Below are 26,372 nucleotides of genomic sequence, written 5' to 3' on the forward strand. Positions count from 1 at the left end.
ATCTCCTCAATGCGAATGCGCGGCGGCGTTCTTGCCCGCCTCGGCCTTGAGGAGGAAGGCATTGCCCGCGACATAGGATGCGCCTGCATCGAGCCCTTCGAGGATTTCGATGCGGACGCCGTCGCTCCGGCCGGTCTTCACCGGCGCCCGCTCGAAGGAGCCTTCCTCGCCCGGCACATAGACGAATGCCGCCGCACCGTCATGGAGGATCGCCTCGCGCTTCACCGTCACCGGCGCCGCTAAGGGTTCCTGCATCACCGAGGCCGTAACAAAAAGTCCGGGCTGAAGATGGCCCTCCGGGTTCGCGACCGTCGCGCGGGCGAGTACGCTCTGCGTGTCCTGCGCGGCGATAGGCGACACATAGGAAATCACCGCCTCGACCTCGCCGCCGCCATTCTCCGATGGAAAAACGACACGCTGTCCCTCGCGGATGAGGCCGGCATCGTGGCGATGAACCTGAAGATCGAGCCAGACGGTCGAAAGATCGGCGACGACCATCAGCGGATCGTCCGTTCCCGCGAACTGGCCGGGCACGACATTTCCGAGGATGACGCGCCCGGAAACGGAAGCGATGAGCGGATAGGCGCGCAGGCTCTCGTTGCTTTCAATGGTCGCCAGAATGTCTCCCCGCTCCACGCGGTCGCCAAGGCGCTTGTTCACACCGATCACGATCCCCGGAAAGCGCGGCACGACATGGACAAGCCTGTCGAGATCGGGCCTGACGATACCGAAAAGATTGAGCGAGGGGCGGAGCATGCCCGGCCCCGCCTCGGCGATTTCCAGCCGTGCGTTGCCGATCTGCGCAGGCGTCAGCGTTACATGACCATCTTCATGCTCGTCATGCTCGTCGTCATGGCTGTGCCCGTGGCCGCTCTCGTCATGTCCATCCTCTTCGTCGTGGCCGTGACCGTCATGGGCGTCCTCGCCATGAGCGTCGTGCTCCTCTTCGCTTTCACTCCCATCACGATGGTCGTGATGTTCCTCCACGGCCTTGTCGCCGCCATGGTCATGATCGCGGTCGCCCTGTGCCAGGGCGGGCGATATGGCGAGGGCGACAGCCAGGCCCGAAGCGAGCAACCGGCGCGCCAGGATTTCCGTCTTGATCGTTTTCATTGTGCATCTCCTTCGGCCGCTTCTTCCTTGCCGGAAAGGCCGGTCAGAATTTCGATGGAGGCCAGCGCATTACGGCAGGCGAGAAGGGCCTCCGTTTCCTGCATCCGGCTGTCGGCGCTGGTCTGCAGCGCATCGAGAAGATCGAGTACGCCAAAACGGCCCGCGAGATAGCCTTCGCGGATTGCGGCGGATGTTTTTGCCGATGTGGGGACGACCGATCTGCCAAGCCGCTCCGCTTCACGGCAACGGCTGCTGTAGGTCTGATGCGACTGTTGCAATTCGCGGGCGAGTTCCACCCTCGTTCGCCGCGCATCGAGATCGGCTTGCACGACGCGGCTCGATGCGGCGTCGATATTGCCCTGATTGCGGTCGAAGACGGAGATAGGAATGGAGACGGAGAAGAGGAACGCGCTTTCGTCCGTTCCTGCGAAATGGCGGGCGCCTGCGCCCAGCGTCACATCCGGATAGGCATTCGACTTTTCCAGGTCGAAGGCCGCGCGGCGCACACTCACGGTCTGTTGTCCGCCCAGCACCGCCGGATGGCTGTCGAGCATGGCTTCGAGTTCGTCGAGGCCGGGAAGCGGCGTTGCCGGAACGGCGAAAGCGCCCTCGGCGCGTAACGGACGATAGGCGCTCTCCGACCAGAGGGCGAGCAGTGTTTGCTGTGCCGTGCGCAACTCGGCCTGTTTCGTCCCCGCCCTGATCTCGGCGAGATCGAGTGCGAGCAATCCGCGATTGAGATCGGCTTCTGAAGAAGCTCCCCGTTCGAAGCGCTGACGCAGCGCCGGCACGAGGCCGCGGACCCGCTCCGCCGCGGCCGAAGTCGTTTCCGCTTCTTGCTGTGCGGCAAGCAATCCGTTGAAGGCATGCGTTACCGCCTCGCGCAGGCGGCGCTCCACAACATCTCTTTCTGCGGCGGCGACCGCTTCCGAAAGGCGGGAGAGACGCTTCCTGTTTTCGCGCTTGCCGCCCGTTTCGATACGCTGCGTGAGGCCGAGCGTGACATCCGCCTCCTCCGTGCCGCGATAGAGGCCGGAGCCGAGCACATTCTCGACTTCGAGGCCGAGTTCGGGATTGGGCGGAAGCCCCGCTTGCCGCGCTTCTGCGGTTCGTTCACCGATTGCCTCGAAAGCGATGCGCGCCTGCGTGTTCTGCGACAGCGCGATGGCGATGGCTTCGTCGAGCGTTACCGATGCCGTGTCCGACGCGAACACCGGCATCGCGAGTCCCGCCGACAGAAAAATGCCGGACAGGGCTCTCCGCCAAGGGCGGAATGAACCTTTCATGGATCACCTGTAGATAAAAGACATCGGGCGTCCCCGGACGGGAACGCGTTCAGGCTCAGGCGATCGCTATTTCTGGAGGGGGACCTTCGGGATAAAGCAGCCGGCTTGCAGCACTTTCGTCACCGGAAACGGGAACATGGCTCGTCGCGAGCGTCACCAGGAACTCGCTTCGGGGCACAAGCACGACATGCTGGAGAATGTGGCAGACATCGCAGATCGAGCCGGAAGTGGAATCCGCAGCGCGCTCCGTTCCTGTCGCATGAACGATGGCCTCGTTCGCCTCACCATAGAACGAGTCGGCGGATGCGCCAGCGGACAGGCACCCCCACAAAAGGCTGACGACAATGAGCTGGGCGAGGAAACGGGACATCATGCGATACTGACCAATTCTCGCGAAATTTCAACCCGTTCAGCCGAACGTTGCGAAAAGCCACATATGGAACCCGGGAGCGCGTTATCAACCTGAATGCGTGAAGGACATACCGGTGTGGGAGACTACGAGCCTGCTGTTGATAGCGACTCGATGATTCTGCAGTCGGCAACTATCCCGCATTCGCACCGATCTATAATCCTGTCGAGTTCACCCTTGAGCGCGATAAGGTCGCTTATCTTTCTCTCGACCTCGTTTCGACGTTCCCTGGCAACTGCATCGACGGCCGCACAGGACTGGCTGCGGTCGTCGGCGAGCATCAATAGCGTCCTGACCTGGTCGAGCGAGAAGCCGAGGTCGCGGGCACGCCTGATGAAGCTCAACCGGTCGAGATGTTCCTGTTCATAGGCACGATAATTGCCGTCGGTGCGCGAAGGTTCCGGCAAGAGACCGTTCTTCTCATAGAAGCGGATCGTCTCGACTTTGGTGCCCGTCTGCCGCGCCAGATGGCCGATTGTCAGGATTTCCCGGTTCATCGCTTGACCCTGTAGTTACTACAGGGTCTATCTAGTGCGTCACATCGAGTTTGTCGAGGTGACATCATGGCGGCGACACGCCCCTACAAGCTGTATATCGACGGCATGGATTGCGCCGCCTGCGCATTGAAAATCGAAAAGGCGATGTACCACCTGCCCGGCGTGAGCGATGTCGATGTCAGCCATGCAAACGGAACGCTTGCGCTGCAACTGGATGAGGATCGTACCGCATCGTTCCTCATAGAGGAGAGAGTTCGATCGCTTGGCTACATCCCATTGGCCGGTCATGTGGAGCCGGAAGCGAGAATACCCCGAAAGCGCGCCAGGGAGCCTTTGTGCAAGGGGCGCAAGAGCCGACTCGTCCTTTTGACCGGCGCCCTCTTCGCACTTGCCTTCGCGATGGCGCAGATCTTTCCCGAACGGGAACAATGGCTTTATTCGGGCGCCGCGCTTTTAAGCGTCATTCCCTTTGCGAGGCGCGCTGTTGCCGGAGCAATGTCCGGCTCGCCTTTTACTATCGAGACGCTGATGACGATTGCGGTGCTCGGTGCGGTCGTCATCGGAGAGGCCGAGGAAGCTGCCGTCGTCATTTTCCTGTTCGCGGTCGGAGAGCTGCTCGAAACCGTCGCGGCCGGCCGGGCGCGAGCGGGCATCAAGGCGCTGATCGACCTCGTGCCGCGCGTGGCGTTTTGCGAGCGTAACGGCACGGTCGAAAAAGTCGCGGCGGAAGATCTGGTTGTTGGCGATGTCGTCGTAGTGCGGCCCGGCGACCGTGTTCCTTCCGACGGCACGGTGATCGACGGCATATCGGAGGTCGACGAAGCGCCAGTGACCGGCGAGTCCGTGCAGGCACTCAAGAAAGCAGGTTCGACGGTCTATGCCGGCAGCATCAACGCCAATGGCGAGCTGCGTGTCTCGATCGACCGTGTCACGTCCGACAACACGATTACACGCATCATCCACATGGTTGAGAAAGCCCAGGAATCAAAGGCGCCGACCGCGCGCCTGATCGACCGCTTCAGCCGGTGGTATACGCCGGGTGCAATGGTTGTGGCGGCTCTGATCGTCATGGTTCCACCACTCGCCTTTGACGGCGACTGGATGACGTGGACCTATCGGGGACTTGCCACGCTGCTGATCGCCTGCCCCTGCGCACTCGTCATCTCGACGCCCGCGGCAATCGCCTCGGGCCTTGCCGCCGGAGCGCGGCGGGGATTGTTGATCAAGGGGGGTGCGGCGCTCGAAACGCTTGGCAAGGTCAGGACCGTTGCTTTCGACAAGACCGGAACGCTGACACGCGGCTGCCCGCAGGTAACGGATGTCGTGCCGGTCATGGGTAGTGAAGATTCGGTGTTGGCGGTAGCGGCAGCGGTCGAGCGCAACACCAGTCACCCGCTCGGTCGCGCGATCGTCGAGGTGGCGGTGATGCGCGGGCTGGACATGCCGGCTACCTTCGGCGGCGGCACCGCAACACCTGGCAAGGCAGTGACGGTGCGGCTAGAAACCGGCTTTGCTTCTGTCGGTTCACCCCGTTATGCTGCGGAGCAGACTGCCATCGCCGCCGAGGTCGCAGAGAAGATCGCGACGCTGGAAAGCGAGGGCAAGACGGTTGTCGTGCTCCTGTCGGAAAAAGCCGTCGAGGGATTGATTGCACTTCGCGACGAACCGCGTGAAGACGCGATGGAGGGCGTGAAGAGGCTGACGGAGCGTGGCATCCGTGCCTTGATGCTGACCGGCGACAACCTGCGCACGGCCAACGCCATTGCGGGTCACCTCGGCATGGAGGCGAGTGCCGAGCTTCTGCCGGACGCCAAGCTCGCCGAAATCAGCCGGCTTAAAGAGGATGGCCCTGTCGTCATGGTGGGAGACGGCATCAATGACGCGCCCGCGCTCGCTGCGGCCTCGGTCGGCGTTGCCATGGGTGTCGGCACCGATGTCGCGCTGGAGACGGCGGACGCCGCACTCCTGAAAAATCGGGTAACGGGCGTCGCCGATCTCATCGACCTGTCGCAGGCGACCCTTGGCAACATCCGGCAGAACATCGCAATCGCGCTGGGATTGAAGGCCGTCTTCCTCGCAACGACTCTTCTCGGCGTCACAACGTTGTGGATGGCGATCCTCGCGGATACGGGTGCTACTGTGCTTGTTACAGCCAACGCGCTGCGTCTTCTTGTTCGCGAGCCATCGAAATAGGTGAGTTAGGAGCTGTGGAAGCCCAGGCGTCCTGCAAGAGACGACGTGCAACAACAGGAAGACATGAGGATGATACCGGAGGTTGTGCATCCCGATGATGGCCGAACGGCGGAGCTTTGGGCGAAGACGTTCGATGTGCTGGTCATCGGTGCCGGGCAGGCGGGCCTCGCCGCGGGGTATCGTCTTGCCGGAACGGGATGCTCCTTTCTGATTGTAGATCGCCAAGCCCGTATCGGAGACAGCTGGCGCGGACGCTACGATTCACTCACCCTGTTTACGCCACGGGCTTTCAGTATGCTCCCGGGGCTCTCTCTCGATGGTGCGCCGGATGGCTATCCAACACGCGATGAGTTCGCCGACTATCTTGAGACCTATGCAGATTATTTTGATCTGCCCGTCCTTTCCGGCAACGGGGTGAAACAACTCCGGTTACGGGCCGGGCGCTTCGAGGCAACGCTCGACGATGGACGGAAAATCGCAGCCAGAGCCGTGATTGTCGCTACGGGTGCCTTCCAGAAGTCCCGGATTCCGCCGGTTGCCGCCGATTTCGACAACACCGTCAAGCAACTGACACCGGACACCTATCGCAATCCCGGTGATGTTCCGCGAGGCGCTGTCCTGGTGGCTGGAGACGGAGCGTCGGGGCGCGATATTGCCGCCGAGCTATCGGTGACCCACAATGTCGCGCTTGCAACGGGCCGGAGACGCCGGCTGTTTCCCGAACGCATCCTCGGCAAAAGCACATGGTGGTGGTTGAGGATTCTCGGATTGATGAAAGCGAAACCGGGCTCGCTTGCGGGCCGCCTGATGCGCCGCACCGACCCCTTCCCCGACCGGGGGCGTAGTCTCGACGATTTACGGGTCCTGGGTGTCGCGGTTGTCCCCCGCCTCGTCGGTGCCGATGGCCGGACCGCATTCTTTGCCGATGGATCGACGCGGGAGTTGAACTGTGTCATCTGGTGTGCCGGCTATCATGGCGACAACGCATGGCTTGATATCCCCGGCACGAAGGATCCACACGGCCGCTTCCAGCACGAAGGCGGACGAACCTCCGTCCCCGGTCTTTTTCATCTTGGCTTGCCCTGGCAACGCAACCGTGCCTCTGCGCTCGTGATGGGAATAGAAGAAGACGCGGCGGAAATCGTCGCATTCGTTCGAGACTATCTGAATGTACCTATGACCCAAACTCAGGTTATTCGACCGGGTTGAGGTGACCTGTTTCTATGTCTTGTGGGTCTTGGGGTGTGGCTTTCCCATAGCAATTGCACGAGCACTCCGAGTCTCTGCGTAAACTTCGGCATCGATACCCGCGCCATCAAATCCCCCTGGCGAGACTGGCGACGGCCTGAGGATCCCGTCCCTCGATCAGCCACTGCCTCGGCGTCATGGGTTCTTCGGATTCGTCGACGAGATCGGGTTGTTCGCTCTCGAAGAAACCGGCGATCTCGATCGGCAGGGCCGTTTCCCGGATTGCCTTCAGAACGATGGCAAGCCCGGGCAACTCGCTTTCCCCGGCAAACTGGAATGACGGAATGAGCCACGCGTTCGCTCTTTTGACACCGATCAGCGTCCGCTCAGAGAGGTGCTGGCGCAGCCGGCGGCCGGAAATACCTAGAACCCTCGCCGCCTGCGCCGGCGACAGCGCTGTTGCGAGGAGAGTGCCCTCGAGAATGGCCGTCCGCACGATCGGACGATAGAACGTCCCGGAGCGATCGACCGATACACCGACGGATTCGAGAGCTTTCCGTTCGGCATCGGTCAGAGGCTTGTTTTGCTCGCGCCCCGGATCGTATCGCTCCGCTATCGCCTCTGCGGCATCGGCAAAAGACTCCATCAGAACCCTCCGGATATCCGCGGGAAGCCTGTCCAGCTGCTCAGCCAGTCTGGCAGCGGCCTTTTGTTCGGTGCTGGATGCCTTTGACATGGAAGCGCTCCTGCGGCGCTGGGGAATGACATTGCCGGGTTCTTCATGGCCTGCCATTCGGGTGACGGGATAGCGGCGGCTTCTGCGCGCTTGCCGTGCCGATTGCTGTTTTACCGGCGTTCTCCGCCTGCTCTGCGCTTTAATCTGCGGTTCCGGACATATTTTGTCCGGAACCGCAGATTAAATCCCGCCCGGCATCAGGCCTGTATCCATTTCGCCATTGCCGGAGATGGCGATCCGAGCCTGTAGAAGCGGGAGAGAGTTCGGGCCCATCCGAGGTCGGGGGCGAACACACAGAGGTCCGACGTCATGGCTGTCGTCGCTCCGAGAAGGGGATGACCCGTGACCTTTCCCTGCAGCGCGGCCACGCCACGCTGGACGAATGAATAATCGTCGATGAAGGGAGCGTCCTCGAGGTCTTCGAATGACGGCAGGACGCCGGCTCTCAGCCATTCGAGATCGACGCAGAGCTCTTTCAGCCGCGCCAGTTCCTCATTCAGGTGGTTCGTTCGCAGAACACCTTCCCGTCCTACATAGATGACCATGTCCGTCCTCCTTGTTGATCGGAGGCAGGCTAAGGGCACCATTAGAACATAACAAGAACAAAAACATGTGCGATATCCCGAGTCAAGAAGCTTCTTCGATGGAAACTCTAAGGATCGCGCCGCTTCCCCAGATGGCGAGGCAGGGAATTTCTTGTCGAGCGCGAGGCTCGGGAGCATCTCTCCGGCAACCAACCCGTCACGGAAACCCGGCCCGCACTGCAACGAAGTGCGGGCCAAGGAGAGAAGTCTCCCCCAGCGTGAGCATGAACGAGTGGGCGTCCCGTCTTTCTGGGGAAACCTTGATGGTCTAAGCGACGATGACGGATTCTCTATCCGATCCGGTGCTGCTCAATCCTTGGGCAAGGCGTAGCGCAGCACCCGAAGCTCAATCCCGTCCTCCAGAAAGATTTCAAGAACCTGGTTGATGAGATCATCGTCGGCACTGAGTTCGACCAGCGCCTGCTCGAACAGCTCGATGTGCATGTCGAGATTCATGCTGGGTGGGCCGTTGAGACAGATCAACCCGGCATGGATGGCGACGTCGGCATACTGGCCCTTGGTGCCTGGCTTATCTTTCGGACCCCGGAAATCCACCGAATTCCTGGTGACGAACGTCCAGTCTCCGCCGAGAATGATCGGCTTCAGCTCCCAGTCTTTCAGGCCGGCGAGCTTCATCCAGACAACGTGGCTGGTCTCGTTATATCCTTTTTTCAATGCCAGCTTCGCCAGTTCGGGACTTAGGCACTCGTCGATCAGAAACTTCATCCCGCCTTCCTGGCTCGAGGAATGCGGCGATCCGTGATAATGACCGAGCCTTCGCAAAGATCGGCGGGAGCGCGTGGGCGACCGCGCAGCGGGTTTGCCTCCGCGTAGATTGTGGCAAGCCTGACTTTTTCGGTATCCAGGCTGGGCCAGGTCGCGAGGATGCGCTCCGTCGAATGGCCGGCGGCTACGGATGCCGCGACATCATAGACCGGAACACGGGTGCCCCGAATGACGGGTGTGCCGCCGAGAATGTCGGGTGAGGTCGTGACCATCTCCCGCGCGGCGGCGAGATCGTCCAGCCGCTCGCTCGCGCCCTTCATGAAGGGCAGCAGGTCGATGGTCAGGAAATCGTCGCGGACGGTCCAGTCCTCACGCAACAGCGCAGCCCAAGGCAGGGCGCGGGACCGCGCAAGCCGAGGCTCTGCGGTCCTGATGGCCGACAGGCGCTCTTCCGAGGTCAGGCGCCGGGCGCTCGCGAAATAGAAGGTGATGAGCGAACAGGCGCCGGCCAGGACGTAACGGCCATTGTCGAACGAGACGAAGGCGTCCGGCAGGATGCGTTCGTCGAGAGCACGATTGACGTCGCGCAGGCTCACGCGCGAGACAACGGCGACCTCGCTGACCTTCAGCATTTCCGCGACTGCGGGCATGGGAGCCTCCTGATTAAATATTCCGACACATCGGAATGTATATCAGAGAGTCCGAAATTTCAATCCCTAATCCGGGCATTGTGAGACGAGATGACGAGTTGGCCCGACATCACGTCGGCGAGCATGCGGGCGAACGCCGCCGGTCTCCCCCGGCAGGGGTATCGCCGCCTTAACCGGGACAGGTATATACGTAGGAGCAAGACGATCCTGATTATCAAGAAAAACATGTAATATATTATATAATTGTCGTTTTGTGGCGGGGGTTGCAAATACTACGCTGCGGCACGAAACAATCCGCTACAGCTCTCTTGGGCAAGCTGGTCGAGTACTGGCCGGCAGGTTAAGAGGAGCCACAAGTTGAGACGGTTGCCTCCACCGTAACCAGATCACACAACAAAAACCCCGCAAAACCAATCGGTTATCGGGGTTTTGTTTTGCATGCACTGTCCCACTTCAACAAAATCAACCGCCTTGCAAGCGGAGGTTCAAATCGGATTTCTGAAATCCCGCAACCAGTTGTGAAACGTAGCGGTGTGCAGATAAGCACCCTGCAGAGGGCAGAAAGGGGACGCTGGCGTTAGAAGGCTACGACAATTCGGGGACCAAAGGGGCTGGGGAACCGGCCTCACAGCCTTTCAACATTTATCATAGGGGCTGGAGGCCGGAGCCTCCCTTTTTCGTCCTCACCGATGGCCCGGTTCAGGTGCCTTGCGGGGCCGGCGGCGCGCCGACAGGCCCTGTGGTAGGCACAGACGACACGGGCCCCAGATCGACCTTCTCGGGCTCGCCGCGCTCACGTACAGGCATATCGCCTTTGAGCAGACCGATGATTTCATCCCCGGAAAGCGTCTCGTATTCGAGCAGGCCCTTGGCGATCGTATGCAAATCGTCGAGATGCTCGCTGAGAACCTGCTTCGCGGTTCCATAACCTTCCTCGACGATGCGGCGCACCTCGGCGTCGATCTGGCGCTGCGTCTCCTCGGACATGTTCTGGTGGCGCGCGACCGAGTGACCGAGGAATACTTCTTCCTCATTGTCCTGATAGGCCAGAGGGCCGAGCTTGTCGCTCATGCCCCAGCGCGTAACCATGGCCTTCGCCATCTTGGTCGCCATCGAGATATCGGACGATGCCCCGGACGTCACCTTGTCATGGCCAAAGATCAACTCCTCGGCGATACGGCCGCCCATCGCGACCGCAAGATCGGCCTTGAGCTTGGCGCGCGTGACCGAAAGCTGGTCGCGTTCCGGCAGGCGCATCACCATACCGAGCGCGCGGCCGCGCGGAATGATGGTCGCCTTGTGAATCGGATCGGAGTCCGGCATGTGCAGCGCCACAAGCGCATGACCGCCCTCATGGTACGCCGTGAGCTTCTTCTCCTCTTCGGTCATCACCATCGAGCGGCGCTCGGCGCCCATCATCACCTTGTCCTTGGAGTCCTCGAAATCGGCCATGGTGACGAGCCGCTTGCCGCGCCGCGCCGCCATCAACGCCGCCTCGTTGACGAGGTTCGCCAGGTCGGCTCCCGAAAAACCGGGCGTCCCACGCGCAATCGTGCGCGGATCGACGTCAGGCGCCAACGGCACCTTTTTCATGTGAACCTTGAGAATCTTCTCGCGGCCGATGACGTCCGGATTGGGCACAACGACCTGGCGGTCGAAGCGGCCCGGACGCAGCAGCGCCGGGTCGAGCACATCCGGACGGTTGGTTGCTGCGATCAGGATAATGCCTTCATTGGGTTCGAAGCCGTCCATCTCGACCAGCAACTGGTTCAATGTCTGCTCGCGCTCGTCATTGCCACCGCCAAGGCCGGCGCCGCGATGACGTCCGACCGCATCGATTTCGTCGATGAAGATGATGCAAGGCGCATTCTTCTTGGCCTGCTCGAACATGTCGCGCACGCGGGAGGCGCCAACGCCGACGAACATCTCGACAAAGTCGGAACCGGAAATCGTGAAGAAGGGAACATTGGCTTCGCCGGCGATGGCACGCGCCAGCAGGGTCTTGCCGGTGCCGGGCGGGCCGACCAGCAACACGCCCTTCGGGATGCGGCCGCCGAGACGCTGGAACTTCGCCGGATCGCGCAGGAAGTCGACGATCTCGGTCAGGTCGTCCTTGGCTTCGTCAATGCCGGCGACGTCGTCGAACATGACACGACCATGGCGCTCGGTCAGCAGCTTCGCCTTCGATTTTCCAAACCCCATGGCCTTGCCGCCACCGCCCTGCATCTGCCGCATGAAGAAAATCCAGACGGCAATGAGGAGCAGCATCGGGAACCAGGAAACGAGGACCCCGAGCAGCGAGGGCACGTTTTCGTCTGACGGCTTGGCGGCAATCTGCACGCCCTTGGCGCGAAGCCGCTCGATCAGCGCTGGATCGGCTGGTGCCACAGTCGAGAACCGGCGCCCATCGGCATACTGACCAGTGATCTTTTCGCCCTGGATCGTGACCTCGCGCACCGTGCCTGCATCGACATCGTCAAGCAGCCGCGAATAGTCGATCTCGGTCGATGTACCACTTTGCGGCGCCGGGCCCTGAAACAGGTTGAACAGCGCGATCAACAGCAGCGCACCCAACACCCAGACGGCGAAATTCTTGAAATTGGACAAAGGCTTGACCTTCTTTACCTGACGACAGGCTTGGCTCTGCAGGGGATGTGCCAGAGACGGCCCCTGCCCTCGACTGTTTCTAATCTATGAGAAACATAGTGACCATATAAAGGTTTACCAAGTGCCAGCGGAAGATCGTTTGGCGTTCTTTCAGGCGGTCCTGGACGTCCTAGCAGCCCAGAGCCCGGTGCTGCGACGACACGCCGCTTTGGCAACAACTCGCGGATCGAGCGTCCCCAAATGAGGCGCCCCCACAAGCACGCCGTCCCGCCATAGGGCCGGCAGCGCAAAAAGCGCTGTTTTCGGCCCCGCAGGAACTGCGACGCCATGGGCGGCAAGCTGCGCCAGCCCTTTTTGGCCGAGCGGACGGACGGTGAGACGCGGACCACGCGGCGCCTTCAGTACCCCGACATAGAAACGGCCGTCCCAGAGCCCTTCTTCCTTGGGCCCGAGCGCGATCGGCTCGGCGCTGGAGGCCGCCGCAAGCTCTCGTACCGCAACGAGCCGCCCCGCCGCGATGGCGAGCTTCACGCCCGCAAGCGTCCGTCCGCGGCCGAGCGTCCCCGCGCGAAGAGCCGCCTCGACACTCTCCAGCGCACCGAGACGCGGCGCATAGTCATGCCCACCGACCGTACGGATGATCGCAGCAAGGGCGCGGAGCCTGATTTCACCCGGCGCGGACAGAAGCGCCTCGCAATCGACCTCGACATGACCGATAGAGGACAGAATGGCATGATCCGCGAGTAACGCCGCCGTCGCCGCCTCGAGCGCCTCTCGAGCCCGCGCCATCAACGCCGCGGTGCGCGCAAGCCGCGCGGCGTCGAGCCCGAGTGGCGCCAGCGCAACAAGCAGCTTGCGGACCTTCACGCGATCGAAAGTCTCGTTCTCATTGCTCGGATCGTCGATGGGCACCAGCCCTGCGCGGCGAACTGTGGCGACAAGCCTTTCGCGCGGCAAATCAAGCAGCGGCCGAAGCAGGCGAACGTGAGGCCCGCCTCCGATCAACATCCTTTCCGCGGCCATCGCCGCAAGCCCGTCGACGCCACTGCCGCGCACAAGGCGAAGCAAGAGGGTTTCTGCCTGATCGTCGAGATGATGAGCGGCGAGAAGATCACAGGCACCCAATTTCCAGCAGGCATCGAGCAGCAAACGATAGCGCGCATCGCGCGCTGCCGCCTGAATGCCGCGCGCTGGCTTCTCACCTTTCCAGCGTAGAATTAGATGCGGAACGCCGAGCTCCTTCGCCATCGCAGCCGCCCGCCTCGCCTCGGCGGCAGAAGCGGCACGCAGCCCGTGATCGACGGTAAGCGCGTGGAGCGAAACGCTTTTGCGGCGCTTCGCCCATTGCACGGCAAGAATGAGAAGCGCAAGCGAATCCGGCCCGCCCGAAAAGGCGACCGCGACATTCTTCGACGGCGAGAGAGAACCAAGCCGTTCGGCAAATTCCGAAGCAGTCACTGGAGGGACAGCCTGCCGCGCGGTCTTGTCCTGCGCGCTCATTCCCCCCCCCTCGCTTTCAGGCGGATCAGCAGCCAGCCTTCTCGCGCTCCAGCTTGTTGCGGGCGACGACTGCGGGCGATGCCTGCGGAAAGCGCGAGCCGAGTTCACTCCACACCGTGCAGGCCGCATCCTTGTTGCCGAGCGCGGCGAGACTCATGCCGAGCTTCAGCAGACTGTCGGGCGCCTTGTTGCTGGACGCGTAGGTCGTGTAGCCCGTCAGGAAGGCATCGCCAGCTTCCTTGTGCCGGTTCTGCGCGTAATAGGTTTCACCAAGCCAGTACTGTGCATTGCCCGCAAGCGTGTGCTTGGGGTGGAGTTGCAGAAACTCGACGAAGGCCCCGCGTGCCTGATCGTACTGACCACGTTTCATCAGATCGATCGCAAAATCATATTGAACTTCAGGGGTACCATTCGGAAGCACGGCAGCAACGGGTGGCGCGGAGACCGGTGCGGTGCCAAGCGTACCTTCGCCTGCGGCCGGACCGGAACCGCCGGTTTCGTAATCTTCAACGGTGGCCATTGCGCCCCCGGATGCCGATGCACCGCCTGTCCCGTCCTGGAAGCGCAAGTCAGTATCGGCCTTGAAAAGCTGCAGATCCCGGCTCATCTGATCGACACGGTGGCTTATCTCTTCGAGGCTGCCATTGAGGCGGCGCACCTGCTCTTCGAGCTCGAAGATACGCGATTGGGCATCCGCCGCCGCAGCACCGCCGCCACCAAGCGGCGTGGGTACGCCTGCAGAAGTGCCTGCACCATAACTCTGCCGCTGCAGATCGGTGATCTCTCGCTCGATCCGGTCGAGCCGATTGCCGACTGCCCGCAAATCAAGTTCGCTGCCGGACTGTGCGACGGCCGCGCCGGCGGCCAGCATGGACAGACCGATCAGAACGGATGCCCCTGCGACCCACAGGCCCTTATGTCTTGGTTGAAGACCGGGATGCAATCGAACCTCCAGCAAGTATCTCACTCGACCCTCCGCATCCTAGCTGCAAACAAGACAAAATTGGGGCGCCAAAGCGTACAGGCCCCAAACAAAGAAGCGCTCTTCCGCAAAGGCGGAAGAGCGCTTCAAGGCACTTGGCCGCTATCGGCAATGAAGCCGCTTAGCTGCCGACACCGGAGGCGACAACCGTCACGGCGCGACGGTTCTGGCTCCAGCAGTTCTCGTTGGAGTCGAGGCAGACCGGGCGCTCTTTGCCGTAGGAAACGGTGTTGATGCGACCGCCATTGACGCCGAGGCTCACAAGATAGTCCTTCGCGGCGTTGGCACGGCGGCCACCGAGCGCGAGGTTGTATTCGCGCGTGCCGCGCTCGTCGGCATGCCCTTCAAGCGTGAAGGTCAGGTTCGGGTAGAGCTGCATCCATGCCGCCTGACGCTGCAGGGTGGCACGGGCCTCATCGCTGAGCGACGACCGGTCGGTATCGAAGAAGACACGGTCGCCAACATTCGTGACCAGATCTTCCTGCGTGCCGGGCGTGATAGTGCCGGCGCCTGAGGTCGAACCGCCACCATCTGCGGCGGGTGTCGAGCAAGCGGCCAACATGAAGAAAGCAGCGGCCACAGCGGCAATCCGCAGGCCAGCGTTCGGGGACTTCATTCGGGTGATCTCCTTTTGATCTCAGCGGCCATGGCGCCTCAGCGCTCAATCGATATTGCTACTTTTGCACGAGATGCCCGGCGACAAAACAGGCGATGCCTGATTTACCTGAAGACATCCGCGCCCAAGGTCTTACCGGCTCCCGGGGTCCCGGAGGCCAGCTCGCATCGCCCACAATTGGCCGACGCTGGGGGTTGCTGTACCGCAACACACTCTGTGCCACAGTCTTGAATGCTTCGCAAGAAGTGCTTGCCATTCTGCCACTTTTCGGTGAAGCTTGCGTGACATTTTTACATCATCGTTAAAACATCGGTCTCCAAAGACACATGCGAATACTTGACGCGGTCACTGGATACGAGGTGACCAGGCCGGATCAGACGCAAAAGTCGGGGTTGGCGCCGGGCGCTCGTTATGCCCGGTCACGTCCACCGTCCAGAGGTTCGGACCGCCCTGCGCACCCCGCGTCTCGCGGAAGAACATCAGCACCCGGCCGTTGGGCGCCCAGGTCGGCCCTTCATTGTGATAGCCCTCGGTCAACACCCGATCGCCTGTCCCGTCCGGACGCATCACGCCGATCACGAACCGGCCGCCCGAAATCTTGGTGAACGAAATGAGGTCGCCGCGCGGCGACCAGACCGGCGTCGCATAGCTGCCCTGGCCAAAGCTGATGCGCCGCTGATTCGAGCCGTCGGCATTCATCACATAGATCTGCTGCGAGCCGCCGCGATCCGACTCGAAGGCAATCTGGCGGCCGTCGGGCGAATAGCTCGGCGCGGTATCGATGGCGGCAGTATTCGTCAACCGCGTCACCTGCCGGCTTCGCAGATCCATCGTGTAGATATCCGCATTGCCCCCCCGCTGCAGGCTCATGATGATCTTCTGTCCATCCGGCGAGAATCGCGGCGCGAAAGTCATGCCGGGAAACTCGCCAACAACCTCCTGCTGGCCGGTCTCGATATCGAGCACATAGACGCGCGGCTGGTTGTTGCGATAGGCGAGATAGGTGATTTCCTGCGAGTTGGGGCTGAACCGCGGCGTCAGCACCAGTTCATTGCCGCGCGTCAGCATGCGGGGATTGTGGCCGTCCTGATCCATGATGGTCAGACGCTTGACGCGATTGTTTTTCGGACCCGTTTCCGAGACATAGACAATGCGCGTATCGAAATACCCGTCTTCGCCGGTAAGACGCTTGTAGATCGCGTCGGAAATCAGATGCGCCACACGGCGCCAATTGTCCGGCGTCGTGAAGAACTGAAGGCCGGTCAGCTGCTGTTCCGCATAGGCATCCCAGAGGCGGAACTCGACACGAAGACGCCCATCGGACTCAAGACGCGCCTGTCCGGTGACGAACGCCTGTGCCTCGATGATGCGCCAGTCGCCGAAACGCGGCTGAACGTTGATGTCGCCGAGTTTCTCAATGAAGGATGCCTTGGGTAACGGACGGAAGAACCCCGACCGCTCGAGATTGTTGGTGACGACGCCGGCAATGTCGGCGCCAACCGAACTCTCCTGGCCGGGCGTACCCAGAAAATCGACGATCGCGATCTTCAGCGGATCGATCGTACCCTTGTCAATGTCGATCTCGAGCGCGGCATGTGCGGCGCCGAATGGAAGCACCATTGCCAATATGAATGCGAACGAACGTAGCGCAAGGAAACGGACGGTCCCTATCCAAGGCAGGGCACGGTCGATATTGCGAAATTCATGCATCGCAGCTTCTCCTGATAAAGGAACGCTCATCCGGCATTTCGTCGTCTTCTACCAAGGACGGTCAACACACGTCGCCGTCCTGTTGAAACTGGCTTCACATCATGCCGCGTACACTGAATTTCAGAGTTGTTTCGCGCCAGTTCTGATACTTGTTGAGCGGCAGAAAGGCATAGGGCGCACATTGCAGCACCGCGCGAACCGCCCGGTCGGCAAGCACACGCGACCCGGCGCCGCCCCCTGACCGCAAGACTTGTGGACGTCCGATGATCGAGCCATCCTGATTGAGACCGACGCTTACATGCGCATAGAGCTTGTCGGCATCGGCGCTGCCCACGAGATCGAGCACATTGTAGCAGCGTGAAACGGCCTGCCGCATTGCATCCATTTCGCTGAGTGACAATTGCATTGTCGGATCGTCGGTATAGTCCGCGGCCGTGCTGTCCTCGACAGGCGGGGCCGGCTGCGGCTTGGCCGCGGCCTCGGGCGCCTTGTTGAGCAGAGCGGCGATCTGGTTAGGATCGAACTTGCGCTCCGGCGGCTTCGGCGGCGCTGGCTTCTCGACTTTTTTCTCCACGGGCTTCGGCGGTTCTTTCTTTTCCACCGTCTTTTCCGGCAGAGGTTCCGGCGCCTGCTGAGGCGGCGGCGGTGCGGGCGGCCGCGGTACGGGCTGCGCATCGGCTTTCGGCCGCTCGATTTCCTTCGGTGGCTCAGGCTCTTCGACCGGCGGCCGTTCGATTTTCGGCAGACGCTTCAGATTTGTCAGTTCATCTACCGTGATGAGATCGACAGGAACGGCACGCGTCTCGACCATGGGCAGCTCCTCGGGCGAAGGAAGAGCCACCAGCGCCATCGCCACCACCAGACCATGCGCGGCGACCGAAAAGAGGACTGAGTTGCGCATTCTCGCCGTTTATCTTTCGCCGGTCCCGCGCGCCGGCTTGGTCTCGGACTCGGTTACAAGGGCAACGCGGGTAAATCCGGAAGAACTGATGACACCCATCACCTGCATCACCTGCGAATAGGGCAGCGAGCCGTCGGCACGAACGAAAATGCGCTGCTCGTAGCCATTCTCTGCAATGGCAAGCAATTGCGGCACCATCGAGTCGATTTCGCTCGGCGTCTCCTGCACGAAGAGATCGCCATTTCCGTTGAGCGTGATCGTCAACGGCTCATTATCGCCCGATATCGGGGCAGCCTGGGTTTTCGGCAGATCCACCGGCACACCCACCGTCAGGAGCGGTGCAGCCACCATGAATACGATCAGCAACACCAGCATGACGTCGACGACCGGCGTGACGTTGATCTCCGCCATCGGCGCCCGACTGTAGCGGCCGCGCCCGGACTTTCCGTTTCCGACGGACATGCCCATGGTTCAGCCCCGCTCGTCCAGCTGTCGCGACAGAATGGCGGAAAATTCGTCCGAGAAGCTCTCGAGACGTGCACCGATCCGCGAAACCTGATTGGAGAAACGATTGTAGAAGATGACGGCCGGAATGGCGGCGAGCAGCCCGAGCGCCGTCGCAAAAAGAGCTTCGGCAATACCCGGGGCGACGACCGCGAGATTGGTGTCCCGGCTGATGGCGATCGACTGGAAGGAATTCATGATCCCCCACACCGTACCGAAAAGGCCGATGAACGGCGCGGTCGCGCCGACCGTTGCAAGAAACAGCAACCGGCTCTCGAGATTCATCATCTCGCGGCTGATCGTGACCTGCATGACCTTGTCGACACGTTCCTTGAGCCCGATGAAGGAACTCGAGACAATATCCTGCGAACGCCGCCATTCGCGCATGGCGGCGATGAAGAGTACCGAAAACGGGTGTTGCGGGCGGTGCCCCATCTCCTGATAGAGATCGTCCAGCGACCGGCCCGACCAGAAAATGCGCTCGAATTGATCGGCACGCCGCTCGACGCGGGAGAAGCGCCACCATTTGTCGAAAATGATCGCCCATGACCAGATCGAGGCGAACAAAAGGCCGAGCATCACCAGCTTGACGACGATATCGGCGCGCAGGAACAGCCCCCACATGGAAAAGTCCATGGCGGCAGTTTCAACCGTCGTCTCGGTTATGATCTGGGCGGTGGTGACGGGATCCATCAGATTGCCTCTCCGTGCTTTCAGGCTCGATGCAGGGAGCGGCACATCGCAGTCGCGGCGTCCGCATCCGGGCCACCAGTGCCCGCCGCGCCTCACCGTTGAATGTGTGCCCCCGAATTAAGGCCGAAGTTAGTCTCTCAATTATGTCATTACCGTGGCGCATTTCCCGATTAGGGCTGCCACCACAAGAGGTTAGCGGTCCGGTGTGGCGGCCCGACAACATCATAGATCGATAACTCTTACCGCCCTGTTTCAGGGCCTCCGGCATTGATGAAAGGAGCCAGCGCCTGTGCCACCCTTGGAGGGAGGCGCCGCGGCCGGCCCGCAGTATCGAGACAGGCTGCAAAGACCCGCGCCCGCCATATCGGTTCGGTTTCACCGCCATCCGATAGCCGGACGATCGCTTGCGTGGCTTCGATCCTGGCACCACCTGCCCGGACATAGCGTGTCCGGACCTCAAGCCGCTCGTCGATACGGGCAGGCTTGAGGAACTCGATTTCCATGCGATGGACCGCGAAGGCAAGCGGATCGTCGCCCGCGAAAAGATCGGCATGGTGAACGCCCGCCAGACGCAGGAAATCCGACCGACCGCGCTCGGCAAAACGCAGATAGTTGGCGTGATAGACGATGCCCGAGAAATCCGTGTCTTCGTAGTAGACCCGGACCGGCAGACGATGCGTCTGGCCGTCGATCCGGCCCGCAAGGTCGGGCCAATCGGAACTCATGGCTGATCATCCTCGTCGTCGCCATCGAAGAGCGCACCCTGCCCACCCTTCTCGCCCTTTGGCATCGCAAGGCCGAGATGGGCAAAGGCCGCCGCCGTCAGTATCCGTCCGCGCGGTGTCCGGTTTACCAGGGCCTGCTGGATCAGATACGGCTCGATGATTTCTTCGATGGCATCGCGCGGTTCGGAAAGCGCTGCAGCAATGGTCTCGACGCCGACCGGGCCGCCCGAGAAGCCGATAGCGATGCATCGTAGGTAACGATGATCGAGCGCATCGAGCCCCAACTCGTCGACCTCCAGGCGCCGCAATGCCTTGTCGGCAGCCTTGGCATCAATGGACTCCACGCCTTCGACAGCGGCGAAATCCCTGACGCGACGCAGCAGGCGGCCGGCAATACGCGGTGTGCCGCGCGCCCGGCGCGCGATTTCATGCGCGCCGTCAGGTGTCAGTTCAATGCCGAGCACACCTGCACCCCGGCGCACGATGCTTTCGAGTTCGGCAATTTCGTAGAAATTGAGCCGAACCGGAATACCGAACCGGTCGCGCAGCGGCGTCGTCAACAGCCCTGTCCGCGTCGTCGCGCCGATCAGGGTAAAGGGCGCCAACTCGATCCGCACCGAACGCGCACCGGGCCCCTCGCCGATAATCAGATCAAGCTGAAAATCCTCCATCGCCGGGTAGAGAATTTCCTCGACCGCCGGTGACAAGCGATGGATTTCGTCGATGAACAGCACATCCCGCGGTTCAAGGTTGGTAAGGAGCGCAGCGAGATCGCCAGCCTTCGAAATGACAGGGCCCGATGTTGCCCGGAAATTGACGCCGAGTTCGCGCGCCACGATCTGCGCCAGCGTCGTCTTTCCCAGGCCGGGAGGACCGGCAAAAAGCACATGATCGAGTGCCTCATCCCGCACCCGCGCCGCCTCGATGAAGACCGAAAGATTGTCTCTGGCGCGGGCCTGCCCGACAAAGTCGGCCAGGATCTGCGGCCGGAGCGAGCGCTCCATTTCGTCTTCCTGACGTTTTGCGGCCCCGAGAATACGTTCAGTCATCGCGCCAGCTCCTTGAGTCCCTGGCGGATCAGCGCTTCGGCGCTGGCATCCTCGTCAAGCCGACGTGCCGCGGACGAAACCGCACCGGCAGCTTGTGCCTGCGGATAGCCGAGATTGACCAGCGCCGAAACGGCATCGCGCATCGGCTCGGATGCGGGTACAGCCTCCGTACCGTTGCCGGCGGCAACGACGGCGAGTCCGGCTCCCGCGGGCGCCTTGTCCTTCAATTCGGCAACGATGCGCGCCGCAACCTTCGGGCCAACACCCGGTGCCGCTGAAACCGCCTTCTTGTCATCGAGTGCGATGGCCCGCGCAAGATCCATCGGGGTCAGCGCGCCGAGAACGCCAAGCGCAACACGTGTGCCGACACCCTGTACGCCAAGCAGGAGACGAAACCATTCCCGCTCGCCATCGCTCGAAAACCCGATCAGCCGGATTGCCTCTTCGCTCATCTTGGTTTCGATCGAAAGCGTCACGGGATTGCCTTGCGCCGGCAACGCGGAAAGCGTTCGCCGCGAACAGGTGACATGATAGCCGACACCGCCGACATCGACGACGACCCAGTCCTCACCCGTTGAATCGACGATACCTTTGAGCTTACCGATCATCGCACGGCTCCGGCCCGCGACAGCGCGGCCGCAATGCGCTCATCGGCCCCACCTGAGTGGGCATGGCAAATGGCGATGGCAAGCGCATCGGCAGCATGCTCTGTGCCCGGCCTCGCACCCGGCAACAACATCTCGACCATCAATGCGATCTGCTTCTTGTCGGCGTGACCGGCACCGACAACCGACTTCTTGATCCGGTTCGGCGCATATTCCGCAACAGGCAATCCGGCCCGGGCGGCAACCAGGAGCGCAATAGCCCGCGCCTGGCCAAGTTTCAGCGCCGCGGCCGCATCCCGGGCAACGAATGCCTGCTCAACAGCCACTGCATCGGGCGCATGGCAAGCAAGCACGTTGAGAAGTCCCGCTTCGATCTCGACGAGGCGCCGCGCGATCGCCAACCGCGCATTTGAAACGATGGTACCGTTGGCAATGTGGATAAGCCGCGATCCGGCGATTTCGAGCACGCCCCAACCGGTCGCGCCGAGGCCCGGATCGATGCCGAGAATTCTGAGCGATGCCGGCATGGGCGGCTTGTCCTCCAAACAGACGAGCAGCAAGAGTCTGCCGGTTTCACATCCGCAACGGGGCCGGAGCAGGCCCGGATAGACTGATCGCAACGGATCAATCAGGCTGACATCTTCTCCAGCACCGAATCGGACATCTCGAAGTTCGCATAAACCTGCTGCACATCGTCGTTGTCGTCCAGCGCTTCGAGCATCTTCAGCACCGTCTCGGCCTTTTCGTCGTCAAGACCGATGGTGTTTTGCGGCTTCCAGACGATGCGGGCAGCGCGCGGCTCGCCAAACCGGGCCTCAAGTGCCTTGGCGACCTCGTGCAGGGCATCGGGCGCGCTGTAGAGCTCGTGGCCATCGGCGCTCGACTGGCAATCGTCGGCGCCCGCCTCGATCGCCGCTTCGATCATCTCATCGGCATTGGCTGTTTCAGCCGGGTATTCGATCAGACCGAGACGGTCGAACATGAACGACACCGATCCCGTTTCGCCCAGATTGCCGCCATTCTTCGTGAAAATCGCCCGCACTTCGCCGGCTGTCCGGTTGCGATTGTCGGTCAGCGTCTCGACGATGACGCCGATACCGCCCGGCCCGAACCCTTCATAGCGAACCTCTTCATAGTTCTCGCCGCCCTGATCCGTACTGCGCTTGATCGCCCGCTCGATGTTGTCCTTGGGCATGTTTTCGGCACGCGCGGCCTGAATGGCCGCGCGGAGGCGCGGATTATATTCCGGGTCCGGCAGGCCCATCTTGGCCGCCACGGTTATCTCCTTGGCGAGCTTGGCAAACATCTTGGCGCGCTTTTTATCCTGCGCACCCTTGCGGTACATGATGTTCTTGAATTGCGAATGGCCGGCCATTCCGTCTCCCAACACCCATCGATGCAAGCTGATTTCGGGCGCTTTTATAGAAGCCGCCCTGTTCAAAATCCAGTAGCGGCCTTCAACAATAATTACATTCAAATTTTGTGGATTTCGGTCGGCCAAGCATAATCGCCGGACAACGACCGATCGAACGTCACTTCCTCGACAAAGCGGGCAACCAGACGCTCGCTGAACAGAGCATGATACCGCGCATGGCCGTTCCGGGCCACACGCTGGCGTTCGCCGTCATTCTCCAGGAAGTAACGCAACCGGCCTGTCAATTCGTCAATGTCCCGATAGAAGGCAAACTCGTCGTCGGAAAAGATACCGTCGTACCCGGTCGATCGGGAAACAAAGACCAGCAGGCCGTTGCCGGCATACTGGGCAAGGCGATCCGACGAATAGAGATAGTAGTCGTCCGACCGATTGAGATTGAGCCCCATGCGAGCCGAGGCGATGGCCTCGAAATATGCCTGTCCGTAGACATAGGGCCGCTCGGCCAATCCGTAGAACGCATAGCGCGCTTCTGGCACACGCGCAGCGATCTCGCGCATCGTCTGACCGCGCTCAGGTGTGGTTCGTTCGGTACCGATGGTGCAAAGAAAATCGAATGGCTGATCGTCGCACGCAAAACCTTCTAGCGTCTCGACGGAGCGATCCGCCGGATTGGGAATGAAGGCAAGCCGGTGCGTCGGCGTGACGAATTCACGCAGACGCTCGCCCGCCGTTGTGATGAACGTCAGGTCGGCAACCTCGGCAAGTCGGTGAATGCGCTCAACATTTTCGGAAAGAAAGAGTGCATCGAGACTGACAACCGCAACGCGAAGTACCGGCAGCATCTGACGTATGCTACGTATGGTGTCGTTGTCGATATGGTCCGCATGGAAGAGAACCAGCAGATCCGGATGAAAATTCTCGCATAACTCCAGCAGGCGCCGATTGACGTGTCCGGCACCGGCACGGCCGATGCCGAAACGCCCCTGCTCGCGCGCCACATCGCGATCGCTGAACGGCATTACCAGATGTCCGTTGCGCACAAAGCCGTTCGTCAGCTTGCGCACCGTCGCATAAAAATTGGCACCCGCACGCTTTTCATTGTAATTGCCTGCAACAACAATCCGCATTTCCTTCATATCTCCGGCAGAGTCATGCGAAGGCGACCGCCGACGCGAACAGGCTCGACCCGCTGCGCGAGTCCCGATCCCGCATCGGTCTCGACAAACACGCCGCACAGCGTAGCGGGGCCCATGGCCGGCTGGAACCGGCCGCTTGGAATCTTCGTGACAAACCGGTTGAGTGGCTCGTCCTTTTCCATGCCGATGACCGAATTGTAGTCGCCGCACATACCGGCGTCAGTCTGATACGCGGTACCGCCGGGAAGTATCTGGGCATCCGCCGTCGGCACGTGGCTATGCGTGCCGACAACCAGCGATGCACGGCCGTCGCAGAAATGTCCCATCGCCATCTTCTCGGACGTCGCCTCGGCATGAATGTCGATGACGATCGCATCCACTGCCTGTCCAAGCGGACATGCATCCAGTTCCCGGTCGACGGCCGCAAAGGGGCAATCGAGCGAGTCCATGAAAACACGGCCGAGCGCATTGACGACCAACACGCGGCCGCCCGACGCAGCTTCGACAAGCGTTGCACCGCGCCCGGGCGTTCCCGCCGGATAGTTGACGGGGCGGATCAGGCGCGGCTCCCGCGCAATATGAACCAGCGCCTCGCGCTGATCCCATGAGTGATTTCCGAGCGTGATGATATCGGCACCCGCATCGAAAAATTCGTCGCAAATGGCGCCGGTAATGCCGAAGCCGCCGGCGGCGTTCTCGCCATTGACGACCACAAAATCGAGCCGCAGATCGCGACGCAGTTTCGGCAGTTCGGCGACCAGAACGTCACGGCCGCTGCGGCCGACAATGTCGCCGAGAAAAAGAAGTCTCATTTTCAAACTCCGGAAGGCGCGGCGGCGAAGGCACGCGCGCCCGATTCGGTGACGATCCAGTCGAGCCTGGCATCAAATTCCTCTTCGGGCAGCTCGTCGACCGCCTGCGCCGCAAAGGCAATCCCAACCGCGACAACCCCGCCGTTCCCTCGAAGTTTCGCCAGCGTGCGGTCATAATACCCACCGCCATAGCCGATACGGCGGCCGCGCCGGTCGAAGGCGAGCAGCGGCACAAGCACGATGTCCGGGCGAACCTCGGGCATGTTCGCCAGGGGTTCGCGCGTGCCATGAGCGCCGCCGGCGAGAGCATCGCCCGGCGCCCATTGCAGAAACGCCAGCGGCGCCGCCTTCTGCGCAACACGCGGCAGTCCGCAGACATGCCCATTTGCCGAGGCCCGTGCGAGTATCTCGGCGGGGTCTGCCTCGCTCCCGATCGCAACATAACCAGCGATAGCGGCGTCGGGCCGAAGCGGCACCGAACGAAAAAAATGATCGGCAATCCGGCGCATGGCGTCCGGCGCCGCCATCGCCCTGGCGGCATCCCGTCGCAGAATGGCCGCAGAACGCGCCGCCTGCTTTGCCGCGTTCATGATGCCGCCCCATGGCAATGTGAGACAGGTGGGGCCACCTTGGCCGTTGGAACGTCGTTCCCCGGAGACCTACTAACGTAGGTGGGCGCCGTATGAAGAAGACCACGGTCTCCCTCAGGGACAGCTCCCTTGAGGACCGTAAGGCCCCGAGAGTATGTGTTCCTGACGTACCAGGCAGCACCCGGCTCTATTCTATCGGCCTTTGAGCCCCCCCGGGTCAAGCGGGGCACGGCAGGCGGGCGGAACAACACTCACGCCGCCTCGATGCGCTTGGCCAGATCCTCGATGCGCCGCGCCGCATTGTCGAGCACATCGGCAAGGGCGTCCTCCGCCTTCTGCGAGCGATCCAGCGCGGAGGTCCGGGCACCGGAGAGGCTTTCGATCTCCTGGTCGAGCATTTTGGTCTTTTGCAGGGCTTCGGACAGCTCATCGGTAATCAGCAACCCCGCCATCAGCAGCAAACGGGCATCGCCGACCTGCCCGACTTCCTGCGCCAGCGCAATCATGTGCTTGTTCATATAGGCCGCAAGCTCACGAACGTGATCCTCCTCGCCGTCGCCACAGGCAACGGTATAGGTGCGGTCGTTCAGCGAAACCTTGACCTGTCCCATCTAGTTCCCCTTCAGCACACTACGATTCAGGCCTCGGCCAGCACCTCGCGGATGCCCTCAATGGCGTCCGCCAATGTCTCCGAAGCACGCTCATTGAGTTCGTTGAGCCGTCGCGCCTCTGCGCGCATCTCGTCGAGTTCCTCGGCGAGAACGGCCCTGTCTTCCTTGAGCGTGTCGACCTGTTCCTGCAGAAGCTTTGCCGCCTGCACACGCACGACCTGGCGGTTGATCGTCGCCTCCAGCTTGTCGACAGCGCTTGAGAAGCGCTCCATCGCCGAATCGAGTTTGGTCATGCTTTTGTCCGGCTTCGAGGCACCATCCGCCCTCGCGGCCCAAGATAGGCGCGGCCGGGAAACGAGGTCAACGGCAGGCCATCAAATAAAGCGGCAGCGCGCCGGCAAAAATGCAGCATGGCCTGCCGGAAATCGACAATGGGAACGACCATTCCGGCATTGACTCAACGGGGTCCCGTGGTCATTGTGGCGCCGCTCTCGGGAGGGCCCGATCCGAGCCAGACCTGCGGTTCTTGAAGCCCGCGACCTCCATGCCCGCTCAGGCCCGCCTGGGCTACAGA

28 protein-coding genes and 1 other RNA gene are annotated in these 26,372 nt (G+C 61.6%); 2 read left to right on the forward strand and 27 right to left on the reverse strand.

The genetic code is table 11. The annotated features are described in order from the left end of the window. Positions 1 to 6 precede the first annotated feature (6 nt). From AAC071_RS04965 to AAC071_RS04980, 4 genes are all read right to left on the reverse strand, one after another. Positions 7 to 1,113: an efflux RND transporter periplasmic adaptor subunit gene (locus AAC071_RS04965; RefSeq protein WP_012112304.1), complete on the reverse strand. Its 1,107-nt coding sequence runs from the start codon at positions 1,111 to 1,113 to the stop codon at positions 7 to 9. Then, on the reverse strand, positions 1,110 to 2,333 hold the full coding sequence (locus AAC071_RS04970; RefSeq protein WP_012112305.1) for a TolC family protein: 1,224 nt from the start codon (positions 2,331 to 2,333) through the stop codon (positions 1,110 to 1,112). Before AAC071_RS04970 ends, AAC071_RS04965 begins: the two co-directional genes overlap by 4 nt. A gap of 121 nt (positions 2,334 to 2,454) precedes the next feature. Continuing rightward, positions 2,455 to 2,772: a hypothetical protein gene (locus AAC071_RS04975; protein WP_012112306.1), complete on the reverse strand. Its 318-nt coding sequence runs from the start codon at positions 2,770 to 2,772 to the stop codon at positions 2,455 to 2,457. A 122-nt stretch (positions 2,773 to 2,894) separates the two neighbouring features. After that, entirely contained in the window at positions 2,895 to 3,305 is a 411-nt protein-coding gene (locus tag AAC071_RS04980; RefSeq protein WP_012112307.1) for a helix-turn-helix domain-containing protein, read from the reverse strand. A gap of 66 nt (positions 3,306 to 3,371) precedes the next feature. Between AAC071_RS04980 and AAC071_RS04985 the strand changes: the two genes are divergently transcribed. Together AAC071_RS04985 and AAC071_RS04990 are read left to right on the forward strand one after the other, a co-directional pair. Next, a complete protein-coding gene (locus tag AAC071_RS04985) occupies positions 3,372 to 5,498 on the forward strand; it encodes a heavy metal translocating P-type ATPase (protein WP_339830613.1) in 2,127 nt (708 codons plus the stop codon). A gap of 45 nt (positions 5,499 to 5,543) precedes the next feature. Next, on the forward strand, positions 5,544 to 6,707 hold the full coding sequence (locus AAC071_RS04990; RefSeq protein ID WP_245545176.1) for an NAD(P)/FAD-dependent oxidoreductase: 1,164 nt from the start codon (positions 5,544 to 5,546) through the stop codon (positions 6,705 to 6,707). Between the two features lie 106 nt (positions 6,708 to 6,813). On the opposite strand, the gene AAC071_RS04995 is transcribed toward AAC071_RS04990, so the two are convergent. The 23 genes from AAC071_RS04995 to AAC071_RS05105 form a co-directional block, all read right to left on the reverse strand. After that, positions 6,814 to 7,422, reverse strand: a complete 609-nt coding sequence (locus AAC071_RS04995; RefSeq protein WP_012112380.1) for a hypothetical protein — start codon at positions 7,420 to 7,422, stop codon at positions 6,814 to 6,816. Positions 7,423 to 7,619: 197 nt separating this feature from the next. Beyond that, complete coding sequence (locus AAC071_RS05000) at positions 7,620 to 7,967, reverse strand: DUF6634 family protein (RefSeq protein WP_339830619.1); 348 nt, start codon at positions 7,965 to 7,967, stop codon at positions 7,620 to 7,622. 348 nt (positions 7,968 to 8,315) lie between these two features. Beyond that, positions 8,316 to 8,732: a DUF5615 family PIN-like protein gene (locus AAC071_RS05005; RefSeq protein ID WP_012112382.1), complete on the reverse strand. Its 417-nt coding sequence runs from the start codon at positions 8,730 to 8,732 to the stop codon at positions 8,316 to 8,318. Then, positions 8,729 to 9,382, reverse strand: a complete 654-nt coding sequence (locus AAC071_RS05010; RefSeq protein ID WP_339830621.1) for a DUF433 domain-containing protein — start codon at positions 9,380 to 9,382, stop codon at positions 8,729 to 8,731. The genes AAC071_RS05005 and AAC071_RS05010 overlap by 4 nt, the downstream gene beginning before the upstream one ends. A 699-nt stretch (positions 9,383 to 10,081) precedes the next feature. Further along, positions 10,082 to 11,989: an ATP-dependent zinc metalloprotease FtsH gene (gene ftsH, locus AAC071_RS05015; RefSeq protein ID WP_339830623.1), complete on the reverse strand. Its 1,908-nt coding sequence runs from the start codon at positions 11,987 to 11,989 to the stop codon at positions 10,082 to 10,084. Between the two features lie 150 nt (positions 11,990 to 12,139). Then, positions 12,140 to 13,489 carry a tRNA lysidine(34) synthetase TilS gene (tilS, locus tag AAC071_RS05020; RefSeq protein ID WP_339830625.1) on the reverse strand — a complete coding sequence of 450 codons (1,350 nt, stop codon included), beginning with the start codon at positions 13,487 to 13,489 and terminating at the stop codon, positions 12,140 to 12,142. 25 nt (positions 13,490 to 13,514) lie between these two features. After that, positions 13,515 to 14,447: a tol-pal system protein YbgF gene (ybgF, locus tag AAC071_RS05025; RefSeq protein ID WP_339830627.1), complete on the reverse strand. Its 933-nt coding sequence runs from the start codon at positions 14,445 to 14,447 to the stop codon at positions 13,515 to 13,517. A gap of 145 nt (positions 14,448 to 14,592) precedes the next feature. Then, the gene (gene pal / locus AAC071_RS05030; protein WP_339830629.1) at positions 14,593 to 15,087 is read right to left on the reverse strand and encodes a peptidoglycan-associated lipoprotein Pal; all 495 of its coding nucleotides are present in this window, start codon (positions 15,085 to 15,087) and stop codon (positions 14,593 to 14,595) included. 345 nt (positions 15,088 to 15,432) lie between these two features. Further along, a complete protein-coding gene (gene tolB / locus AAC071_RS05035; protein ID WP_339830688.1) occupies positions 15,433 to 16,707 on the reverse strand; it encodes a Tol-Pal system beta propeller repeat protein TolB in 1,275 nt (424 codons plus the stop codon). Positions 16,708 to 16,891: 184 nt separating this feature from the next. Then, positions 16,892 to 17,698, reverse strand: a complete 807-nt coding sequence (locus tag AAC071_RS05040) for a hypothetical protein (RefSeq protein ID WP_339830631.1) — start codon at positions 17,696 to 17,698, stop codon at positions 16,892 to 16,894. 9 nt (positions 17,699 to 17,707) lie between these two features. Beyond that, on the reverse strand, positions 17,708 to 18,166 hold the full coding sequence (locus tag AAC071_RS05045; protein ID WP_339830633.1) for a biopolymer transporter ExbD: 459 nt from the start codon (positions 18,164 to 18,166) through the stop codon (positions 17,708 to 17,710). 3 nt (positions 18,167 to 18,169) lie between these two features. Continuing rightward, entirely contained in the window at positions 18,170 to 18,895 is a 726-nt protein-coding gene (tolQ, locus tag AAC071_RS05050; RefSeq protein ID WP_339830635.1) for a protein TolQ, read from the reverse strand. 239 nt (positions 18,896 to 19,134) lie between these two features. Continuing rightward, a complete protein-coding gene (locus tag AAC071_RS05055) occupies positions 19,135 to 19,620 on the reverse strand; it encodes a YbgC/FadM family acyl-CoA thioesterase (protein ID WP_339830636.1) in 486 nt (161 codons plus the stop codon). Beyond that, positions 19,617 to 20,669 carry a Holliday junction branch migration DNA helicase RuvB gene (gene ruvB, locus AAC071_RS05060; protein ID WP_339830637.1) on the reverse strand — a complete coding sequence of 351 codons (1,053 nt, stop codon included), beginning with the start codon at positions 20,667 to 20,669 and terminating at the stop codon, positions 19,617 to 19,619. The genes AAC071_RS05055 and ruvB overlap by 4 nt, the downstream gene beginning before the upstream one ends. Beyond that, the gene (gene ruvA / locus AAC071_RS05065) at positions 20,666 to 21,277 is read right to left on the reverse strand and encodes a Holliday junction branch migration protein RuvA (protein ID WP_339830639.1); all 612 of its coding nucleotides are present in this window, start codon (positions 21,275 to 21,277) and stop codon (positions 20,666 to 20,668) included. Before ruvA ends, ruvB begins: the two co-directional genes overlap by 4 nt. Continuing rightward, the gene (ruvC, locus tag AAC071_RS05070; RefSeq protein WP_339830641.1) at positions 21,274 to 21,801 is read right to left on the reverse strand and encodes a crossover junction endodeoxyribonuclease RuvC; all 528 of its coding nucleotides are present in this window, start codon (positions 21,799 to 21,801) and stop codon (positions 21,274 to 21,276) included. The genes ruvA and ruvC overlap by 4 nt, the downstream gene beginning before the upstream one ends. A gap of 101 nt (positions 21,802 to 21,902) precedes the next feature. Next, positions 21,903 to 22,649 (reverse strand): YebC/PmpR family DNA-binding transcriptional regulator, encoded by a 747-nt coding sequence (locus AAC071_RS05075; protein WP_339830643.1) that lies wholly within the window; start codon positions 22,647 to 22,649, stop codon positions 21,903 to 21,905. A gap of 98 nt (positions 22,650 to 22,747) precedes the next feature. After that, a complete protein-coding gene (locus AAC071_RS05080) occupies positions 22,748 to 23,776 on the reverse strand; it encodes a glycosyltransferase (protein ID WP_339830645.1) in 1,029 nt (342 codons plus the stop codon). 5 nt (positions 23,777 to 23,781) lie between these two features. Then, positions 23,782 to 24,597 (reverse strand): TIGR00282 family metallophosphoesterase, encoded by an 816-nt coding sequence (locus AAC071_RS05085; RefSeq protein WP_339830647.1) that lies wholly within the window; start codon positions 24,595 to 24,597, stop codon positions 23,782 to 23,784. A gap of 2 nt (positions 24,598 to 24,599) precedes the next feature. Beyond that, positions 24,600 to 25,187, reverse strand: coding sequence for a 5-formyltetrahydrofolate cyclo-ligase (locus AAC071_RS05090; RefSeq protein WP_339830649.1), 588 nt, complete (start codon positions 25,185 to 25,187; stop codon positions 24,600 to 24,602). Between the two features lie 27 nt (positions 25,188 to 25,214). After that, positions 25,215 to 25,371: non-coding RNA, 6S RNA (gene ssrS / locus AAC071_RS05095), on the reverse strand. 67 nt (positions 25,372 to 25,438) lie between these two features. Beyond that, on the reverse strand, positions 25,439 to 25,798 hold the full coding sequence (gene zapA, locus AAC071_RS05100) for a cell division protein ZapA (protein ID WP_339830651.1): 360 nt from the start codon (positions 25,796 to 25,798) through the stop codon (positions 25,439 to 25,441). A gap of 26 nt (positions 25,799 to 25,824) precedes the next feature. Next, positions 25,825 to 26,091 (reverse strand): DUF4164 family protein, encoded by a 267-nt coding sequence (locus tag AAC071_RS05105; protein WP_339830653.1) that lies wholly within the window; start codon positions 26,089 to 26,091, stop codon positions 25,825 to 25,827. Positions 26,092 to 26,372: the final 281 nt, after the last annotated feature.

This window comes from uncultured Parvibaculum sp. (assembly GCF_963975745.1).
Classification (GTDB): Bacteria; Pseudomonadota; Alphaproteobacteria; order Parvibaculales; family Parvibaculaceae; genus Parvibaculum.

What these genes read in the sequence shown, in the direction of transcription:
- AAC071_RS04965 (WP_012112304.1), bottom strand. Translation starts at nt 1,113, where the DNA reads ATGAAAACGATCAAGACGGAAATCCTGGCGCGCCGGTTGCTCGCTTCG.
- AAC071_RS04970 (WP_012112305.1), bottom strand. Translation starts at nt 2,333, where the DNA reads ATGCCGGTGTTCGCGTCGGACACGGCATCGGTAACGCTCGACGAAGCC.
- AAC071_RS04975 (WP_012112306.1), bottom strand. Translation starts at nt 2,772, where the DNA reads ATGATGTCCCGTTTCCTCGCCCAGCTCATTGTCGTCAGCCTTTTGTGG.
- AAC071_RS04980 (WP_012112307.1), bottom strand. Translation starts at nt 3,305, where the DNA reads ATGAACCGGGAAATCCTGACAATCGGCCATCTGGCGCGGCAGACGGGC.
- AAC071_RS04985 (WP_339830613.1), top strand. Translation starts at nt 3,372, where the DNA reads ATGGCGGCGACACGCCCCTACAAGCTGTATATCGACGGCATGGATTGC.
- AAC071_RS04995 (WP_012112380.1), bottom strand. Translation starts at nt 7,422, where the DNA reads ATGTCAAAGGCATCCAGCACCGAACAAAAGGCCGCTGCCAGACTGGCT.
- AAC071_RS05000 (WP_339830619.1), bottom strand. Translation starts at nt 7,967, where the DNA reads ATGGTCATCTATGTAGGACGGGAAGGTGTTCTGCGAACGAACCACCTG.
- AAC071_RS05005 (WP_012112382.1), bottom strand. Translation starts at nt 8,732, where the DNA reads ATGAAGTTTCTGATCGACGAGTGCCTAAGTCCCGAACTGGCGAAGCTG.
- AAC071_RS05010 (WP_339830621.1), bottom strand. Translation starts at nt 9,382, where the DNA reads ATGCCCGCAGTCGCGGAAATGCTGAAGGTCAGCGAGGTCGCCGTTGTC.
- tilS (WP_339830625.1), bottom strand. Translation starts at nt 13,489, where the DNA reads ATGAGCGCGCAGGACAAGACCGCGCGGCAGGCTGTCCCTCCAGTGACT.
- pal (WP_339830629.1), bottom strand. Translation starts at nt 15,087, where the DNA reads ATGAAGTCCCCGAACGCTGGCCTGCGGATTGCCGCTGTGGCCGCTGCT.
- tolB (WP_339830688.1), bottom strand. Translation starts at nt 16,707, where the DNA reads ATGGTGCTTCCATTCGGCGCCGCACATGCCGCGCTCGAGATCGACATT.
- AAC071_RS05040 (WP_339830631.1), bottom strand. Translation starts at nt 17,698, where the DNA reads ATGCGCAACTCAGTCCTCTTTTCGGTCGCCGCGCATGGTCTGGTGGTG.
- AAC071_RS05045 (WP_339830633.1), bottom strand. Translation starts at nt 18,166, where the DNA reads ATGGGCATGTCCGTCGGAAACGGAAAGTCCGGGCGCGGCCGCTACAGT.
- tolQ (WP_339830635.1), bottom strand. Translation starts at nt 18,895, where the DNA reads ATGGATCCCGTCACCACCGCCCAGATCATAACCGAGACGACGGTTGAA.
- AAC071_RS05055 (WP_339830636.1), bottom strand. Translation starts at nt 19,620, where the DNA reads ATGAGTTCCGATTGGCCCGACCTTGCGGGCCGGATCGACGGCCAGACG.
- ruvB (WP_339830637.1), bottom strand. Translation starts at nt 20,669, where the DNA reads ATGACTGAACGTATTCTCGGGGCCGCAAAACGTCAGGAAGACGAAATG.
- ruvA (WP_339830639.1), bottom strand. Translation starts at nt 21,277, where the DNA reads ATGATCGGTAAGCTCAAAGGTATCGTCGATTCAACGGGTGAGGACTGG.
- ruvC (WP_339830641.1), bottom strand. Translation starts at nt 21,801, where the DNA reads ATGCCGGCATCGCTCAGAATTCTCGGCATCGATCCGGGCCTCGGCGCG.
- AAC071_RS05075 (WP_339830643.1), bottom strand. Translation starts at nt 22,649, where the DNA reads ATGGCCGGCCATTCGCAATTCAAGAACATCATGTACCGCAAGGGTGCG.
- AAC071_RS05080 (WP_339830645.1), bottom strand. Translation starts at nt 23,776, where the DNA reads ATGCGGATTGTTGTTGCAGGCAATTACAATGAAAAGCGTGCGGGTGCC.
- AAC071_RS05085 (WP_339830647.1), bottom strand. Translation starts at nt 24,597, where the DNA reads ATGAGACTTCTTTTTCTCGGCGACATTGTCGGCCGCAGCGGCCGTGAC.
- AAC071_RS05090 (WP_339830649.1), bottom strand. Translation starts at nt 25,187, where the DNA reads ATGAACGCGGCAAAGCAGGCGGCGCGTTCTGCGGCCATTCTGCGACGG.
- zapA (WP_339830651.1), bottom strand. Translation starts at nt 25,798, where the DNA reads ATGGGACAGGTCAAGGTTTCGCTGAACGACCGCACCTATACCGTTGCC.
- AAC071_RS05105 (WP_339830653.1), bottom strand. Translation starts at nt 26,091, where the DNA reads ATGACCAAACTCGATTCGGCGATGGAGCGCTTCTCAAGCGCTGTCGAC.